We start from the raw sequence: 15,897 nt of genomic DNA on the forward strand, positions 1-15,897 counted from the left end.
TTAAACGCAAGCCGGAGAATTAATTTCGGTATTCAGATAAAGCCCTTGAATATAACGAAACCTAAGCCCGCCTTCAGGACGATTTTCTAAATATATTTTTCCACCCAATCGATTTGCTATTTCTTGCGTAATGGCTAACCCAAGTCCAGTTCCGGGTTCTGTGTTAACGCCGACTCGATAGAAGGCTTCGAATACATGCGTTATATCTTCTACTGGAATTCCGCACCCGGTATCCTCTATTTCTAAGATGGAAAACCCATCAAGTGTGTAAAGGCTGACGTCTACTTTTCCGTGATTAGGCGTGTAGCGTAATGCATTATCAATCGCGTTGTGAGTCAGTGTTCGTAGGCTAGTTTTAGTGCCCATTACTTGAAGTGATTCATTACGCAGCATACCAAGGTCAATGGATTTATGTTCAGCGAAGGGATAAAGCTCGGCGATAACCTCTTGCACTATGTCTTGTAAGTTTATTGGCTGATTTTTTGCGCTTGCTTCACTTTGCAGTCTTGCAAAATCAAGCAATTGCACCACCAACTGTTGAGTGCGCTGCAGCCCTGCTTGAAGTGGAATTAGGCGTTCTTGAATTTCGGTCATAGTGGTGGCGCGAGCGAGGTTGTCTGCCAATAAAGAAAGTCCCGTGACAGGGGTGCGCAGTTCGTGGGCCGCGTCGGCAACAAAACGTCTTTGTAATTCTATCGCTCGTTTTAGACGTTTTAAAAGACGGTTGATGGACTCTATAAAAGGCGCCAACTCTGTAGGTATCGAGTGTTTAGGTAATAATTCAAGATTGGATTCGTCACGCTCATCCAATTCTTGCGCGAGGTCGCTGATGGGTTGGATACTTTGCTTGATCGCATACGTAACAATACCCATAAGAATCGGAACAAGCAGTAATACTGGAAGCAATGTGTGTAGGCTGCTGTTCCAAGCGACTTCGTCGCGTGCTTCTGTTTGTTGGCTGATAGCAAAACGCTGTGTGGGTAATTTATCATTGTTTTGTTGGCTGACGATCAATACGCGCCAGCCGATATCATTTAAATTTAAGGTGTATAAACCATCATTAAGCTCGACGGGAATCGGCAGACTGTTTGCCGAAGTCCCTAGATTAGTTGCGCCGAGACTTTGCAACACCAGCATGTCTTCTGGATATGCTCTCGGCTCTGATCTGGGAAAGGTCTGGGCACTGTTAATGGTGTGTGAATCAACCAGCGCCGCGGCTTGGCGTAGTAGATTATCTTGCAGTTCACGTGCTTCATTAAAAGCGAGCCATCCTGAAATCGCACTAGCAAGCAGGGCAAACAGCGCAGTCGCTGTCAGTATTCTTCGATTTAAATTCTGTTGCAGGGAATGATTCATGAATTTTGATCTACCATCCAACCAACACCACGAACATTTTTAATAGCGTCTGCGCCGAGTTTCTTGCGCAGTGAGTGAATGGTAAATTCGATGGCGTTGCTTTCTACTTCTTCATTCCAACCGTAAATATGATCTTCTAATTTGCTGCGCGAGAGGATGGCACCGGGTCGCACCATCAAGGCTTGTAACAGAGAAAATTCGCGTGCGGTTAATACCACGTCCACATCAGCTCGCGATACTCGATGCGTGACGGGGTCGAGCTCAAGAATGCCATTGCCATAACGCGGCTTACCTGTGCCTTGATGGCGGCGGCTAACGGCTCGAATTCTAGCCAGTAATTCTTTCATCGCAAAAGGCTTTACCAAAAAATCATCGGCACCCAAATCCAACCCTTTTACCCGTTCATCGACGCCGTCTTGGGCGGTAATTATAATGACGGGTAAGCAGTTGTTACTCGCCCTTAATTGCTGCAACACATGAAAACCGTCTTTACGCGGTAAGCCAATATCCAATAGCAGTACGTCGTAACCTTTACTGTTGTCCAAATTATTGATCGCTGACAGGGCAGACTCACCATCTTTTACCCAATCGAGCGCATGCGCCTCTTCTTTTAAGCGCTGCTCGATAGCACTGCCGATTAAATGATCGTCCTCCGCCAGCAAGATTCGCATGGTGTTTTCCTTACTAATCCAGTTCAGATATCTGTTTCTTGGTTCTCTCAAGAAAAGTTTCGCGTGCAACGGCGAGCACTAAAATTATCATAAACACTGCTGAAGCACCTTCGGTTCCGAGCGATAGACCACCATGATCAAGCGGTTTTGTTAGCCAGTCGCCAAAGGTAGCACCAAATGGGCGAGTGAGCACAAAGGCAAGCCAGAATAGTACAACGCCAGAAATACGGGTATAAAAGTGTAGCAAGGTAATCACGATTAAAGACCCAGAAAACAGCATCGCACTGGCGGCGAATCCGAGCCCGACTTCGTCGGCAACGTAATCACCCGCCGCGGTTCCTAAGGTGTTTGCTACCAGAAAGGCTAGCCAATAAAAAAGCTCTGCATTGCCACTGGTGATCACTTCGACATTGATAGATTTTTCACGCCAATACCATAACCCCAAAATTACCAATAGCAGTGCGATGAGTAAAATCGAGCCTGCTAAGTAACCTAAGCCTAGTGTGCGGTCGATATAATCAGAAATGGCTGTGCCAGCAATGGCTGTGGCGGTAAAGGTTAGCCAATATAAAATAGGTTCGTATCGTTTTATCGCTAACTTAAGACCAAGAAAACCAATGAATAACCCGATAAATATCAGAATTGTGGTGCCATACCCTAGGTCATAAGTCATAGAGAACATGTCAGCGCCAGTTTCTCCCAGCGTGGTCGAAGCAATTTTAATGACCCAATACAAAATAATAATGTGAGGAACGCGATTTATTAATGACTGATTCTGTGCAGTCGCTGATCGAATCATTTTTAATTGCCTCTAATTTCTGACTGTGAATTATTGATAGGTAATACGTCAATTTGGCTGCGTGTAAGGTAGATTACCAGAGCGATAATCGTAACGACGAAAACTGCACTGGTGCTCACCGTGCCTAAACCTAAACCTAAACCGCCATCCATTGGTAGTTGCGACAGATAATCGCCTATTGATGCGCCTAATGGACGAGTAAGAATATAAGCTAACCAAAAAGCCAACACGCCGTTGATATTAAATAGATAAAATCCTGCGGTAATGACACCAATCAAACCGGCAAAAATTAACCCGCTGACGACATAGCCAAGCCCTACCGATTCTGACAGAAGATCTCCAGCAGCTGTTCCTAGTGCGAATGTCAGAAGAATAGCAGCCCAGTAGAATAGTTCGCGACGGAAAGTAAAAATGCTGTGGATAGACAATGTTCTTTCAACTTTGTACCAGCAACCGAAGCTGATAAGGAGGGCGATGGTAAATCCAGTGGTAGATAGCGTTAAAGGTACATCAAGTTCGTCTGTTAAGTAATCAGTCATCAGTGTGCCAACAATACTGACCATAACAACACTCAACCAATAGAGCCAAGGGATATACTTTTTAGCTGATACTTGAAAGTACAACACGACCAACAGCAATCCTCCCATGATCATTGAGGTCGTCGATAAGCCAATATTCAGATTGAAAATTAGAAAGTCGGCACCTGTTTCTCCAACTGTGGTGGCTAAAATTTTTATCACCCAAAAGACTAGGGTGATAATGACGGGTACTTTTACAAAGTTGAGTTGTTCACTTACTGCTTGCATGGTGACCCCTAGAGGAATTTCATAATTTAGACGGTGAGATAACTGTATTGCTTTACTAAGAATGGAGAGTAACTAAGTAAACTTAGCTAGGACTTAGTAAACAGAAAGTTGCGAAAAAAATTATGTATTCTTGGGATCACTTCCCCCTTATCTCATTTCATTTGCCTCATTGAATCGCCACTAGTTCTATAGACACTTTTTAGTCATGTATTCTGGCTGTTAAAGCAGTGGGCTTTCTGCAGAAACCGGATCGTCCGTAGGGGTGTTTTTTCCTTCGCTTTGCGGTTTTTCACGTACTTTTGCCTGGGTTTGCGATACACCTGCAGTAAGGGCAAAACGCATAGCATCCTCAATTGACCAGTCGACGTAAGTTAAGCGCTCTTGCGCTACAAATAGTGTGTATCCACCCACCATATAGCTCATAGGAAGATAGACAGCGACTAGCTGGCTTTGTGGGTTGGCGGCTTTGACTGGGGTTGGAACCGAGGTACTAGTGATAAATCCGATCACTTGACCTTGGCCTGCCATATCAAGCAGCACCACTTGCTGTGCCTTAGGCTTTTCACCATCAAACATGTCAGCGAAATCTTTCACTGCGCCGTATAGCGTTTTTACTAGTGGGAAGCGCAATAAAGCATCTTCAACGTATTGATAAAGCCAAGTAACCGGGTTGAATTGAAATAATAAGCCAGTTCCTAGCAGGGTGATCAGCATAATGAGTAAGCCGCTGCCTGGAAATACGATCGCTTCTAGGTGGAGTACGTTCAGCACAGACAACCCGAGCTCATTTAACCAGCTCAGCGCAGACCAAACCATCCATAAAGTAATGAGCAGAGGGAATATCACGACGGAGCCTTTGATTAAAGCCTTCATGAGGTAACGCATGTTAAAAATTCCTTTGATATCAATTGCTTGAGATTAGATTGTGGAGCTATGTTGTGGCTTCAATTCAGTAGGTCGCGTTGAGTCTTGAGTCATTTGACGCGCGCCGAAAGGGTCTGTATTTGTGGCGAATAGTAGCGCCTTTAAACGCCAAACCAGAAGGTTTTTCGTTAACTTCGTCATGACGAAATCAAATCTGCGAAGTGCATATTCAAAATGATTAGTTAGTAATCACTTCATAGTACAAAAATGTCTAAAGTCGTTTGTTAGTGGGCGCTAACTTCACAGTTTACTTTAAGTATGCCGCGCAGGCTGACAGAAGCGCTTGGGTTTTCTCTCCCACTTTTCCCCACCTTGCCGTAAATGGTCGCTAAGTCCTTGTGCTACTTAACAAAAATCCCTGCAAGACGATTGGTTCTTACCTTGCAAAAGGCTGTTTTGCTTCCTATAGTGTCGCAAAGTGGAAAATTGTGGGTAATAGTGGGAATCAACTAGGTTGGTGATTACTCACTTAATAAAGGGATAAGGCATGTTTCGGGGGCTACATACGATCAATCTGGACGCCAAAGGGCGACTAGCGATCCCGACTAAGTATCGGGAACCGCTGTCGACGCTTTGTGGTGCCCGTTTGGTAGCCACCATTGATACTGAAGAACGCTGCTTGTTGGTTTACCCGATCAACGAGTGGGAAGTGATTCAGGCCAAGATCGAAGCCCTTCCAAGTTTTAATCCTGCAGCTCGTCGTATTCAGCGCTTATTGATCGGTCATGCGACGGATCTAGAGCTTGATGGCAGTGGTCGCGTGTTATTACCGCCCTCGCTGCGTGAGTACGCCGAGCTAGATAAAGAAATTGTGTTGGTTGGACAAGGCAAAAAGCTGGAGTTGTGGAGCAAATCAATGTGGGAAGGCCGCCGTGATGAGTATCTCGACATGGTGAGTCAGTCCGATCAATTGCCTGAAGAACTAATGAGTATTTCTCTATGAACCTGGAAGAGCTGGCCCATACCACGGTACTGCTGCACGAAACCGTTGATGGCTGCGTCGTCGATCCTGATGGCATCTATGTAGATGGCACCTTTGGGCGCGGGGGGCATAGCCGGTTGTTGTTAAGCAAACTATCGCCTAAGGGCCGGTTAATTGGCTTCGATAAAGATCCTTTGGCAATCGCAAGCGGAAAAGAACTAGCGGCTGAAGACAGCCGCTTTCACATTGTGCAGGCCAGTTTTGCTGATATGACAACCGAGTTGTTAGTACTGGGTTACCCGCAGGTGAACGGGATTCTGTTAGACCTTGGTGTGTCATCGCCTCAGCTAGATGATGCCGAACGCGGTTTTAGCTTTATGCGTGATGGCCCGTTGGATATGCGCATGAATCCTGATGCTGGAATGAGCGCCGCAGAATGGGTTGCTACGACCAGTGAAGAAGAAATCGCCCGCGTATTAAAAGTGTATGGCGAAGAACGTTTTGGCAAACGCATGGCGCGCGCAATTATTAATGCTCGTGCGGAAGCGCCAATTACTCGTACCGCCGTACTTGCTGAATTAATTAAAGAAGCAAACCCGGCCTGGGAAAAGCATAAGCATCCAGCTACACGCGCATTTCAAGCTATTCGAATTGCGGTGAATAACGAACTGGGTGACTTAGAAGATGTGCTGGCAAGAAGCGTTGATTTATTAAAACCGGGCGGTCGTTTATCGGTGATTAGCTTTCACTCGTTGGAAGATCGCATGGTTAAGCGTTTTATTCGAGCTCAAGAAAAAGGCAATGAACCGCCACCGGGTGTGCCGCTAACAGACGATCAGCTAGGACGCACGATGAAGCGCATTGGTAAAGCGTTTATGCCAGGGCGTGAAGAAGTTGAACGTAATCCGCGTGCGCGCAGTGCGGTATTGCGAGTGGCTGAGCGCCTTGCATGAATGCGTTACAAGGAACCCTGTGGGGTTTTGTGGTGGTCTCTGCGTTAGTGCAAATAGCGCAAGTTCAGCATCATCGCGATTTATTACAGGTATGGCAGGCGGCTGATAAACAACGCTATTTGTTGTTGCAAGAACATACGCGTTTGGTGCTTGAAAAAAGCACATTGTTGGCGAATGGCAGGGTAGATCAGTTGGCAAGAAAGCAACTGAATATGAAAGATCCAGAACAAGTACAGGTGTTGTCAGAATGACAGAAACATCGCTAGAACCACAGGAAAACAGCATTGTTCGCTGGCGTTTTACGCTAGTGCTAGCTGTGTTCGCCCTGTTGTTAGCGGTGGTGCTTGGTCGCTTGGTTATATTACACACTGTCGATCAGCCATTTTTGTTTGAACAAGGCGAAAAGCGCACGGTGCGTGAGGAAGTTCAACCGGCTAGTCGCGGCATGATTACGGATCGTTTTGGTACACCACTAGCGGTCAGTACACCAGTAGTAACACTTTGGTTAAATCCTCAACAAGTTAATATCCAGCAGTTACCAGCCATTGCTAAGGATTTGGATATTCCAGCGCATACTTTGGTGAAAAGCGTTGAGCGTGCTGCATCACAAGGGCGTTCATTCATTTATTTGAAGCGTCAGGTGGAGCCTGATGTTGCTGAGAAAGTTTTGGCTCGCCGTGTTGCCGGTGTTTACGGTGATGAAGATTTTCGTCGTTTTTACCCGGCAGCAGAAATTACTGCGCACACAGTCGGTATTGTTAATATTGATGGAAAAGGTCAAGAAGGTCTGGAATTAGCATTCGACGATTATCTGCGCGGACATGACGGCGAGCGCAAAGTTGTTAAAGATTTATACGGTAACGTTATTAAGCAATTAGAAGTTAATGGTGTTGCAGAAAATGGCCCAGATATGGCTTTGACCATTGATTTGCGTTTGCAGTATTTAGCCTATCGCGAATTAAAAGCCGCCGTGCAGCAGCATCGTGCTAAGTCAGGTAGTGCTGTTATTGTTGATGCGCACACAGGTGAAGTATTAGCCCTTGTCAGTCAGCCATCGTACAACCCTAATAATCGAGCAACGTTAAAGCCCGAAGATATGCGCAATAGAGCTATCGCCGATTTAATCGAACCCGGTTCTACCATGAAGCCCTTCACTGTTGCAGCGGCCCTAAATTCCGGCCGCTTTTTTCCGTCTACCCAGATTGATACGTCACCGGGTTATGTGCGCGTAAAAAATAAAACCATTCGTGATCACCGTGATTACGGTGTGCTAGATATTACTGGCATTATCACTAAATCCAGTAACGTTGGTGTTACCTATTTAGCCCATAAATTAGGTGCCGAAGTTATTTGGGATTTCTTTACTAAGGCGGGTATAGGTCAGCCGGGCGTTTTGGGTTTTCCGGGTGAGGCTGTCGGCGTTTTACCTTATCCAGAACAGTTAGATTCCTTACGGTTGGCAACGGCATCGTTCGGGTATGGTTTGGCTGTCTCGCCATTGCAACTGGCGCAGTCATATACCGCTTTTGCTGGTGGATGCCGTCAGTCTGTACGGTTAATTATGCGCGATGAAGATAAACCAGCTTGTGAACCTGTGATGTCGGCAAAAGTATCCCGTCAAATTCTCGATATGTTAGAGACAGTAACAAGCGACAAAGGTACTGGTAGTCGCGCTCGTGTTGAGGGTTATCGCGTTGGCGGTAAAACGGGTACAGCTCATAAAGTCGGGCGCGGTGGTTATGAAGATTCTGCATACACTGCTGTTTTTGCCGGTATCGCACCGATTTCGGACCCAGATTTAGTATTAGTGGTTGTTATTGATGAACCTCAGGGGCAGGAATATTACGGTGGTGAAGTAGCGGCACCGGTATTCTCTCGCATCATGGGTCAGGCTTTACGTTTACGTCAGGTTGCGCCTGATATTCCAAGTAAAAATACCTTACAAATGGCAGGAGGTGGAGCATGAAACTCAGTGCAATCGCTGCGCCGCATTTGTTTATTCCTCCTGAGTGGGATCGCGAAATTAATCATATCGTGATTGATAGTCGTGACGTTAAGCAGGGTGATTTATTTATCGCTCGTGTTGGTCGTGATAATCATGGCGAGCGTTTTATTGAGACCGCCATTCAAGCCGGAGCCAGCGCTGTTGTTGCTTTGGGTGAACCTGGTTTCCGTTGTGGAATATTAGGTGTGCCGATTTTTTCGACACCGGATTTATTAGATCATCTAAGTGATTGGCTGCATCGTGCCTATGCAGGCGTATCTCAACTTGATTTAACCGCTGTTACTGGCACTAACGGTAAAAGCTCTGTTACGCAATATATTGCCCAGCTACTGACACAAATGAAAATAGAGTGTGGTTTGCTCGGAACTTTGGGTAACGGCATTTGGCCCAATTTAGCTGAAACTCGCAATACAACCGCCGACTTATCTGTGGTGTTACGTCATTTAAATGATATGGCGGAGCAATCAATAAAATACGCCGCGTTAGAAGTTTCTTCGCATGGAATAGATCAGCGCCGCATTGACGGAATACATTTCAAAGTAGCAGTGCTGACTAATTTGACCCGTGACCATTTAGATTATCACGGTTCTATGGAAGCCTATTTTGAAGCGAAGCGTCGCCTCTTTGTTGGCGGCAATATTGGTGCTGCGCTCATAAATATTGATGATGGTTATGGACGCCGATTAGCGGCAGATAAAGACATCACTGTACCAGTGTTTACCTATGGCCATAGTGATAAGGCAGAGGTGCGTTATCACAATGTCGAGTTAAACGCTCGCGGTATGACAGCAACGCTGACCACGCCTTGGGGCGAAGCCGATATTGTTTTGCCATTAATTGGCGAATTTAATTTGGCTAATGCTACGGCGGCAATTGCTGTATTGGCTATTCAAGGTTTCCCTTTTGAATCCCTGGTTGCTGCAGCTTCAACACTACAGTCTGTCGCCGGTCGCATGGAAGTATACGTAAAAGATAATGGGCCCCTAGCGATAGTGGATTTTGCTCACACGCCAGATGCACTAGATAACGTCTTAAATGCTTTAAAGCCATGGAATAAAGCTATTTCTTTGGTGTTTGGTTGTGGTGGTGAACGCGATCGAACCAAGCGCCCAATCATGGCGGTTATAGCTCAAGCGCACGCTGCTCAAGTTTGGTTGACCGACGATAATCCTCGTGGTGAAAACAGCGATCAAATTTTTTCTGATGTATTAGCGGCTGATGGCTCGGATAATTTTTATTGTATTCATGATCGTCGCAAGGCTATCGAAAGTGCGCTAGAAAAGACAGATAAAGACGGCATTGTGGTAATTACTGGTAAGGGGCACGAAGCTTATCAGGAAATTTCTGGAACTCGCCATGCTTATAGCGATGCTGGCGTATTAATAGCTCAGGGTTATAGAAAAGCAGGAGAAGATTATGTTGCGTAATATGACTCTTGCTCAAGTTGCCGATGTTGTAAATGGCGAACTACTTCAACCAGAATTTGCCGATGTTTTGATATCGTCGGTATCTACTGATACGCGCTCTCTTATCGACGGCGCTTTGTATATTCCATTGTCTGGTGACAATTTTAATGGCCATCATTTTATAGCTCAGGCAGAAAATGAAGGCGCGATTGCTGCTTTGACGAGTGAAGATGTTGCAACTTCACTGCCGCTTATTCGTGTAGATAACACTTTATTGGCGTTAGGTCGTATTGCTGGTTGGCAGCGTGATCAATTTTCTGGTTTGGTGATCGCGGTCACCGGAAGTGCCGGAAAAACGAGTGTGAAGCAATTAACTGCAAGTATTTTGACGCAAACATTTAATACGTGGATGACCCAAGGCAACTTGAATAATCACATCGGTGCACCGTTAACGTTGCTGGCGCTTAAGCCAGAACATGAAGCAGCAATGATTGAATTAGGTGCTAGTGGTCTTGGCGAAATTGCTTACACAGCTCAATTTGTTAAACCACTAGTTGGCATTATTACCAACGCAGTTCCAGCTCACATTGAAGGTTTCGGTAGCTTGCAAGGCATTGTCGAAACAAAAGGCGAGTTGCTTGATTTCATTCAACCGAATGGTACCGCTGTATTAAACGCTGATGACGCCAACTTAGCTCAATGGCAGCAACGCGCTGCCCATTTGCAACAATTAGCTTTTGGTTTTTCTGAATTGGCAGACGTCCGCGCTACTAATATTCGTTGCTCCTTAGAGGGGAGTGAGTTTGATGTTTTGTGTGATGGCCAAACCGTAGCGATCAAATTGCCTTTGTTGGGCGAACACAATGTACGTAACGCGCTTGCTGTTATAGCCGCAACGCATGCTGCAGGCTTGTCATGGGATCACATTGTTAAAGGTTTACAAGCTTCAGTAACCGTAAAGGGGCGTTTACAGCCTTGCCGTGGTGCTGCAGGTCAACTGATTTTAAATGATGCCTACAATGCTAATCCTACCGCATTTAAAGCGGCCATTGATGTCTTAAAAGGGACAGAAAATAGCTGGGTAGTGATGGGTGATATGGGGGAGCTAGGTAGTGATGAAATTGCCGCCCATACAGACGTTGGTACGTATGCAAAAACATCCGGTATCGAACATTTTGTAGCAACAGGCCCATTGAGTCGTAACGCTGCAACAGCATTTGGCGAATCTGCGCATTGGTTTGAGGACAAACCTGCATTGATTCGTTTTTTACAACAACACACCCAAAAGCAAGATGTATTGCTAATTAAGGGATCGCGCTACACCGGTATGGATCAGGTCGTTGCTGCGTTGCAAAACGGGAATGAGGAAATTTAATTATGTTGCTATGGCTTGGTGACTGGTTGGCGCAGTATCACTCGGGATTCGGTGTGGTTAATTATTTAACCTTACGCGCTATCTTTGGTGTGATTACCGCCTTGGGAGTGTCCTTGTTGTTAGGCCCGCTAGTTATTCGTAAATTACGCGAATATCAAATCGGCCAAGCAATTCGTGAAGTTGGTCCTAAATCGCATTTAAGTAAAGCAGGGACGCCAACCATGGGCGGCGTACTCATTTTGCTTTCTATTGCCGTTTCAACACTGCTTTGGGGCGATCTTGAAAATCGTTTCGTTTGGGTCGTGCTTTTAGTCACTATTGTTTTTGGCGCTATCGGCTGGGTTGATGACTACCGCAAAGTGGTTGAGAAAAACTCTCGAGGATTACCAGGGCGTTGGAAATACTTCTGGCAGTCGGTATTTGCTCTAGTCGCTGCATTTTATTTGTATTACACCGCGCAAACGCCAGAAGAAACTCAGTTTGTTGTGCCTTTTATTAAAGATGTTATGCCGCAGCTGGGCGTGATGTTTATCGTACTGACTTATTTTGTTGTAGTTGGCTCAAGTAATGCGGTGAATTTAACCGATGGTCTTGATGGCTTGGCTATTATGCCGACGGTTATGGTGGGTGGTGCACTTGGCTTATGCGCTTATTTAGCGGGTAATGTTAATTTCGCTAACTACCTACATATCCCTTACATCCACGGTGCCGGTGAAGTCGCGGTTTTTTGTGGCGCTATTGTTGGTGCCGGTATTGGCTTTTTGTGGTTCAACACCTATCCAGCACAAGTATTTATGGGTGACGTTGGTTCATTAGCGCTAGGGGCTGCCTTAGGTATTGTCGCAGTTATTATTCGCCAAGAAGTTGTTCTGTTTATTATGGGCGGCATTTTTGTAGCAGAAACTGTATCCGTGATTTTGCAAGTGGCTTCATTTAAAACCACTGGTAAGCGCATCTTCCGTATGGCGCCACTTCATCACCATTTCGAATTGAAAGGTTGGCCTGAACCGCGGGTCATTGTTCGTTTTTGGATCATCACCATTATTTTGGTGCTGTTCGGTTTAGCTACGTTAAAAATTCGCTAAGGAATAATTGTAATGTCTGTTCTGGCTAACGCTAACACTAAACGACTGATTGTAGGCCTTGGGCTTACTGGGTTGTCGTGCGCGCGTTTCTGTCAGAAAAATGGCTTGGCATTTGATTTGTGTGATACCCGTGAATCGTTGCCTAGCTTAGAAGACATTCGCCGAGAATTTCCCAATGCCAACATTATGTTGGGCGCGTTGCAGGGTAAGGTACTTGCCCAGTACCAAGTCTTATTGGTTAGTCCTGGTATTACCATTCAGCAAGAAGCCATTCAATTTGCACAACAGCAAGGTAGTTTAATTGCTGGTGATATCCAAGTATTTGCTGAAACATGTCAAAAGCCAGTGATCGCGATTACTGGTTCTAATGGTAAAAGTACAGTGACAACACTGGTTGCCGCATTACTGAATGCTGCTGGCATTCGTGCAAGTGCTGGCGGCAATTTAGGTATTCCGGCATTGGACCTGTTGGCTAACGATGAGGCAACCGATGTTTATGTATTGGAGCTTTCAAGCTTCCAGCTAGAAACCACTACCGACTTACAAGCACGTGTCGCGACGATTTTAAATATTTCACCGGATCACATGGATCGTTATGCCGGAATGGCAGACTACGAACGTGCTAAACAACGCATTTTCCAAGGTGCTCAATCGGTCGTAATTAATCGCGACGACGACCACACTCGACCACTACTAGAAGGTCGATTTAGCGCAGTAAGTTTTGGGCTAGAAGAGAGCAATAGTGACTTTGGTGTCGTGCAGCGCAGTGATGGTACTTGGTTGACTTCTCAGGGTGAAATGATTGTACGTGCTGACGAGTTGCATATTCGCGGTGAGCATAATGTCGCTAATGCTTTAGCTGCGTTGGCGTTGGTTTCTGTATTGGGTGTTAAGCCGGCAGCGGTTATTACGGCGCTCAAACAATTTTCTGGGTTAGCACATCGATGTCAGTGGGTTCGTAATATTAATGGCGTTGATTATTTTAACGATTCTAAAGGAACCAATGTTGGTTCTACTCTTGCTGCTTTAAAAGGTCTCGGGCGCACCATCAATGGTCGTATTTGGTTATTGGCTGGCGGCGAAGGAAAAGGTCAAGATTTCTCTGAGCTGGCTGAGTTTTGCCAAACCTACGTTGCTGAAGTATTGGCTTATGGCATAGATGCAACTCGTATAGTCGACGGTGTCGATGGCGCGTGCAAAACGTCTCAATGGCAAACAATTGATGAGGCGTTAAATCATGCGCGTCAGCATGCGCAGAAAAATGATGTTGTGTTGTTGTCACCGGCTTGTGCAAGTTTTGATCAATTCAAAAACTACGTTGCGCGCGGTGAATATTTTGTCGCACAGGTGGAGGCATTACAATGAAAATGCCGAACCTTAGCTGGCAAAATGAAACACAATTATTTTATCCGTGGTTAGCCATGTTGTTGCTTGGTTGGCTCATGGTGGCATCGGCTTCCACAGGCATAGCCGAATTCTATACCGGCAATCCAGCGCATTTTGCAATTCGTCATGCTTTCTATTTATTGCTGGGTATCGGTGTCACATTTTCTATCAGTCTGATTCCAATGGCGCGCTGGGCAAAGTTAGATGCCATTTTATTGGTCATTGGTTTTGTCGGATTGGTATTGGTTTTTGTTCCCGGTATTGGTCATGAGGTTAACGGCAGTCAGCGTTGGCTAAATCTTGGCATCATTAAAATACAAGCTTCCGAGATCGCGAAATTGAGCGCCGTATTTTATATCTCTGGTTATCTAGTTCGTCGCCAAGATGAAGTGCAAAGTCAGTGGTCTGGATTTATCAAACCCCTCGGCCTTTTAGCCGTTATGGTTGCTTTGCTGCTAATGGAACCTGATTTTGGCGCAGTTGTTGTGTTGATGGGCGCGGCAATGGTGCAATTGTTTTTAGGTGGGGTAAAAGCTGGGCAGTTCTTTCTACTACTTTTTGCCACCCTTATTGTTAGTAGTTTTGTGGTAACCGCTGAAACTTACCGCATGGAACGGCTACTCGCTTACTTAGATCCTTGGGCGCCAGAGCATGTGTATGGCACTGGTTATCAGTTAACACAATCCTTAATCGCTTTTGGTCGTGGAGAGTGGTTCGGAATTGGTTTGGGCGAAAGTATTCAAAAACTCTTCTATTTACCAGAAGCGCATACCGACTTTGTATTTGCAATTTGGGCGGAAGAAACTGGTTTATTCGGCGGTGCCATTGCCTTATTAGGTTTAGCGTTAGTGATTGGATTAATTTGGCGTGTGGCTTGGGCTGCGCAAAAAAGAGGCCAAATGTACTCTGCTTATATTGCCATTGGTATTGCCTCATTACTCGGGTTACAGGTGGTTATTAATCTGGGTGTTAATACCGGTTTGTTACCGACCAAAGGTTTAACACTGCCATTTTTTAGTTATGGCGGCAGTAGCTTGATGATGTGCTGTGCGATGATCGGCATTGTAATGCGCATAGACTATGAGTCACGTCAAAATCTAGAAAATAGCGATAATTCAGGAGGCGATCATGAGTAACACCGTATTGATGATGGCCGGTGGGACGGGTGGACATGTATTCCCTGCACTTGCGGTTGCGCGCGAATTGGGTGAGCAAGGCTTTAATGTTGAATGGTTAGGCACGGCTGCCGGAATCGAAGCAGATTTAGTGCCGGCTAATAATATTATTTTGCACACCATTGATATTGCCGGCCTGCGCGGCAAAGGCAAATTAGGATTGTTAAAAGCGCCTTTACGAATTATCAAAGCGGTAGCGGCTGCGCGGAAAGTTCTGAAAGACGTAAAGCCGTTAGCTGTTGTTGGTTTAGGTGGTTATGCCACAGGCCCCGGCGGCGTTGCGGCATATCTATCGGGTATCCCACTGTTAATACATGAGCAAAATGCAAAAGCAGGGATGACTAACCGCTTATTAGCACGAATCGCCGATTGTGTGATGCAGGCATTTCCGGGCGCGTTAGATAATGCGCTCACTACAGGGAATCCTGTTCGTCGCGAGGTTATTGAAATACCTGCGCCAGAACAACGCGAATCTCATAGCGGCAATATTCGAGTGTTGGTCGTGGGTGGTAGTTTAGGTGCTGTTGCTCTCAACCAAACCGTGTTGGCGGCTATGCAATTATTGCCTATCAATGAACGTCCACAATTACGTCATCAAGCTGGCAAACGTAATGTTGAACTTGTGCAGCAAGAATACAGATCCGCAAGCGTTGATGCAGATGTCACAGCATTTATTGATGATATGGCGGCGGCTTATACATGGGCCGATTTAATCATTTGTCGCGCTGGTGCGTTAACGGTTTCTGAAATTGCGGCAGCAGGGTGTGCGGCGATTTTTGTTCCGTATCCCCATGCTGTCGATGATCATCAAACTGCTAATGCACAGTATTTACAATTAGCAGGTGCTGCACTTATTCGGCAGCAATCAGAATTAAGTCCTGAGTGGTTAGCGCAGCAATGGCAGCAACTCAATTCCGACCGCGAACTCCTGCGTGAGATGGCGAGTCAGGCGAGAAAATTAGCTGTAACAGACGCCACTGATCAAGTGGTTAATCAAATTAAGAGGTTTGCCCGTGAGCAATAAGTCGCCATCA

15 protein-coding genes are annotated in these 15,897 nt (G+C 45.8%); 10 read left to right on the forward strand and 5 right to left on the reverse strand.

Annotated elements, in window-relative coordinates:
• The 5 genes from TOL_RS03820 to TOL_RS03840 all read right to left on the reverse strand — a co-directional run bounded on the left by TOL_RS03820 (window position 1) and on the right by TOL_RS03840 (window position 4,517).
• Window positions 1-1,356, reverse strand: a complete 1,356-nt coding sequence (locus TOL_RS03820; RefSeq protein WP_015485963.1) for a sensor histidine kinase — start codon at window positions 1,354-1,356, stop codon at window positions 1-3.
• Window positions 1,353-2,027 (reverse strand): response regulator, encoded by a 675-nt coding sequence (locus tag TOL_RS03825; RefSeq protein ID WP_015485964.1) that lies wholly within the window; start codon window positions 2,025-2,027, stop codon window positions 1,353-1,355. The genes TOL_RS03820 and TOL_RS03825 overlap by 4 nt, the downstream gene beginning before the upstream one ends.
• A gap of 13 nt (window positions 2,028-2,040) precedes the next feature.
• Window positions 2,041-2,826, reverse strand: coding sequence for a COG4705 family protein (locus TOL_RS03830; RefSeq protein ID WP_015485965.1), 786 nt, complete (start codon window positions 2,824-2,826; stop codon window positions 2,041-2,043).
• A gap of 2 nt (window positions 2,827-2,828) precedes the next feature.
• Window positions 2,829-3,632 carry a COG4705 family protein gene (locus TOL_RS03835; protein ID WP_015485966.1) on the reverse strand — a complete coding sequence of 268 codons (804 nt, stop codon included), beginning with the start codon at window positions 3,630-3,632 and terminating at the stop codon, window positions 2,829-2,831.
• A gap of 219 nt (window positions 3,633-3,851) precedes the next feature.
• Window positions 3,852-4,517 carry a DUF502 domain-containing protein gene (locus TOL_RS03840; protein WP_015485967.1) on the reverse strand — a complete coding sequence of 222 codons (666 nt, stop codon included), beginning with the start codon at window positions 4,515-4,517 and terminating at the stop codon, window positions 3,852-3,854.
• A 526-nt stretch (window positions 4,518-5,043) separates the two neighbouring features.
• Between TOL_RS03840 and mraZ the strand changes: the two genes are divergently transcribed.
• Genes mraZ through murG form a run of 10 tightly spaced genes read left to right on the forward strand, consistent with a single transcriptional unit; the run spans window position 5,044 to window position 15,887 of the window.
• The gene (gene mraZ, locus TOL_RS03845) at window positions 5,044-5,499 is read left to right on the forward strand and encodes a division/cell wall cluster transcriptional repressor MraZ (RefSeq protein WP_015485968.1); all 456 of its coding nucleotides are present in this window, start codon (window positions 5,044-5,046) and stop codon (window positions 5,497-5,499) included.
• Complete coding sequence (gene rsmH, locus TOL_RS03850) at window positions 5,496-6,431, forward strand: 16S rRNA (cytosine(1402)-N(4))-methyltransferase RsmH (protein WP_015485969.1); 936 nt, start codon at window positions 5,496-5,498, stop codon at window positions 6,429-6,431. The genes mraZ and rsmH overlap by 4 nt, the downstream gene beginning before the upstream one ends.
• The gene (gene ftsL, locus TOL_RS03855) at window positions 6,428-6,682 is read left to right on the forward strand and encodes a cell division protein FtsL (protein WP_015485970.1); all 255 of its coding nucleotides are present in this window, start codon (window positions 6,428-6,430) and stop codon (window positions 6,680-6,682) included. Before rsmH ends, ftsL begins: the two co-directional genes overlap by 4 nt.
• Window positions 6,679-8,397 (forward strand): peptidoglycan D,D-transpeptidase FtsI family protein, encoded by a 1,719-nt coding sequence (locus tag TOL_RS03860; RefSeq protein WP_015485971.1) that lies wholly within the window; start codon window positions 6,679-6,681, stop codon window positions 8,395-8,397. Before ftsL ends, TOL_RS03860 begins: the two co-directional genes overlap by 4 nt.
• On the forward strand, window positions 8,394-9,863 hold the full coding sequence (locus TOL_RS03865) for a UDP-N-acetylmuramoyl-L-alanyl-D-glutamate--2,6-diaminopimelate ligase (protein WP_015485972.1): 1,470 nt from the start codon (window positions 8,394-8,396) through the stop codon (window positions 9,861-9,863). The genes TOL_RS03860 and TOL_RS03865 overlap by 4 nt, the downstream gene beginning before the upstream one ends.
• Window positions 9,853-11,217: a UDP-N-acetylmuramoyl-tripeptide--D-alanyl-D-alanine ligase gene (locus tag TOL_RS03870; protein WP_015485973.1), complete on the forward strand. Its 1,365-nt coding sequence runs from the start codon at window positions 9,853-9,855 to the stop codon at window positions 11,215-11,217. Before TOL_RS03865 ends, TOL_RS03870 begins: the two co-directional genes overlap by 11 nt.
• 2 nt (window positions 11,218-11,219) lie before the next feature.
• Window positions 11,220-12,302, forward strand: coding sequence for a phospho-N-acetylmuramoyl-pentapeptide-transferase (gene mraY / locus TOL_RS03875; RefSeq protein ID WP_015485974.1), 1,083 nt, complete (start codon window positions 11,220-11,222; stop codon window positions 12,300-12,302).
• Window positions 12,303-12,314: 12 nt separating this feature from the next.
• Window positions 12,315-13,667 carry a UDP-N-acetylmuramoyl-L-alanine--D-glutamate ligase gene (gene murD, locus TOL_RS03880; protein WP_015485975.1) on the forward strand — a complete coding sequence of 451 codons (1,353 nt, stop codon included), beginning with the start codon at window positions 12,315-12,317 and terminating at the stop codon, window positions 13,665-13,667.
• Window positions 13,664-14,824 carry a putative lipid II flippase FtsW gene (gene ftsW / locus TOL_RS03885; protein ID WP_015485976.1) on the forward strand — a complete coding sequence of 387 codons (1,161 nt, stop codon included), beginning with the start codon at window positions 13,664-13,666 and terminating at the stop codon, window positions 14,822-14,824. The genes murD and ftsW overlap by 4 nt, the downstream gene beginning before the upstream one ends.
• On the forward strand, window positions 14,817-15,887 hold the full coding sequence (gene murG / locus TOL_RS03890; protein ID WP_015485977.1) for an undecaprenyldiphospho-muramoylpentapeptide beta-N-acetylglucosaminyltransferase: 1,071 nt from the start codon (window positions 14,817-14,819) through the stop codon (window positions 15,885-15,887). The genes ftsW and murG overlap by 8 nt, the downstream gene beginning before the upstream one ends.
• Window positions 15,888-15,897: the final 10 nt, after the last annotated feature.

The sequence above is a fragment of the Thalassolituus oleivorans MIL-1 genome, from assembly GCF_000355675.1.
In the GTDB taxonomy this organism is placed as follows: domain Bacteria; phylum Pseudomonadota; class Gammaproteobacteria; order Pseudomonadales; family Oceanobacteraceae; genus Thalassolituus; species Thalassolituus oleivorans.

Excerpts from the sequence above, each read along its gene's own strand:
- TOL_RS03820 (WP_015485963.1), bottom strand. The coding sequence starts at position 1,356 with ATGAATCATTCCCTGCAACAGAATTTAAATCGAAGAATACTGACAGCG.
- TOL_RS03825 (WP_015485964.1), bottom strand. The coding sequence starts at position 2,027 with ATGCGAATCTTGCTGGCGGAGGACGATCATTTAATCGGCAGTGCTATC.
- TOL_RS03830 (WP_015485965.1), bottom strand. The coding sequence starts at position 2,826 with ATGATTCGATCAGCGACTGCACAGAATCAGTCATTAATAAATCGCGTT.
- TOL_RS03835 (WP_015485966.1), bottom strand. The coding sequence starts at position 3,632 with ATGCAAGCAGTAAGTGAACAACTCAACTTTGTAAAAGTACCCGTCATT.
- TOL_RS03840 (WP_015485967.1), bottom strand. The coding sequence starts at position 4,517 with ATGCGTTACCTCATGAAGGCTTTAATCAAAGGCTCCGTCGTGATATTC.
- mraZ (WP_015485968.1), top strand. The coding sequence starts at position 5,044 with ATGTTTCGGGGGCTACATACGATCAATCTGGACGCCAAAGGGCGACTA.
- rsmH (WP_015485969.1), top strand. The coding sequence starts at position 5,496 with ATGAACCTGGAAGAGCTGGCCCATACCACGGTACTGCTGCACGAAACC.
- ftsL (WP_015485970.1), top strand. The coding sequence starts at position 6,428 with ATGAATGCGTTACAAGGAACCCTGTGGGGTTTTGTGGTGGTCTCTGCG.
- TOL_RS03860 (WP_015485971.1), top strand. The coding sequence starts at position 6,679 with ATGACAGAAACATCGCTAGAACCACAGGAAAACAGCATTGTTCGCTGG.
- TOL_RS03865 (WP_015485972.1), top strand. The coding sequence starts at position 8,394 with ATGAAACTCAGTGCAATCGCTGCGCCGCATTTGTTTATTCCTCCTGAG.
- TOL_RS03870 (WP_015485973.1), top strand. The coding sequence starts at position 9,853 with ATGTTGCGTAATATGACTCTTGCTCAAGTTGCCGATGTTGTAAATGGC.
- mraY (WP_015485974.1), top strand. The coding sequence starts at position 11,220 with ATGTTGCTATGGCTTGGTGACTGGTTGGCGCAGTATCACTCGGGATTC.
- murD (WP_015485975.1), top strand. The coding sequence starts at position 12,315 with ATGTCTGTTCTGGCTAACGCTAACACTAAACGACTGATTGTAGGCCTT.
- ftsW (WP_015485976.1), top strand. The coding sequence starts at position 13,664 with ATGAAAATGCCGAACCTTAGCTGGCAAAATGAAACACAATTATTTTAT.
- murG (WP_015485977.1), top strand. The coding sequence starts at position 14,817 with ATGAGTAACACCGTATTGATGATGGCCGGTGGGACGGGTGGACATGTA.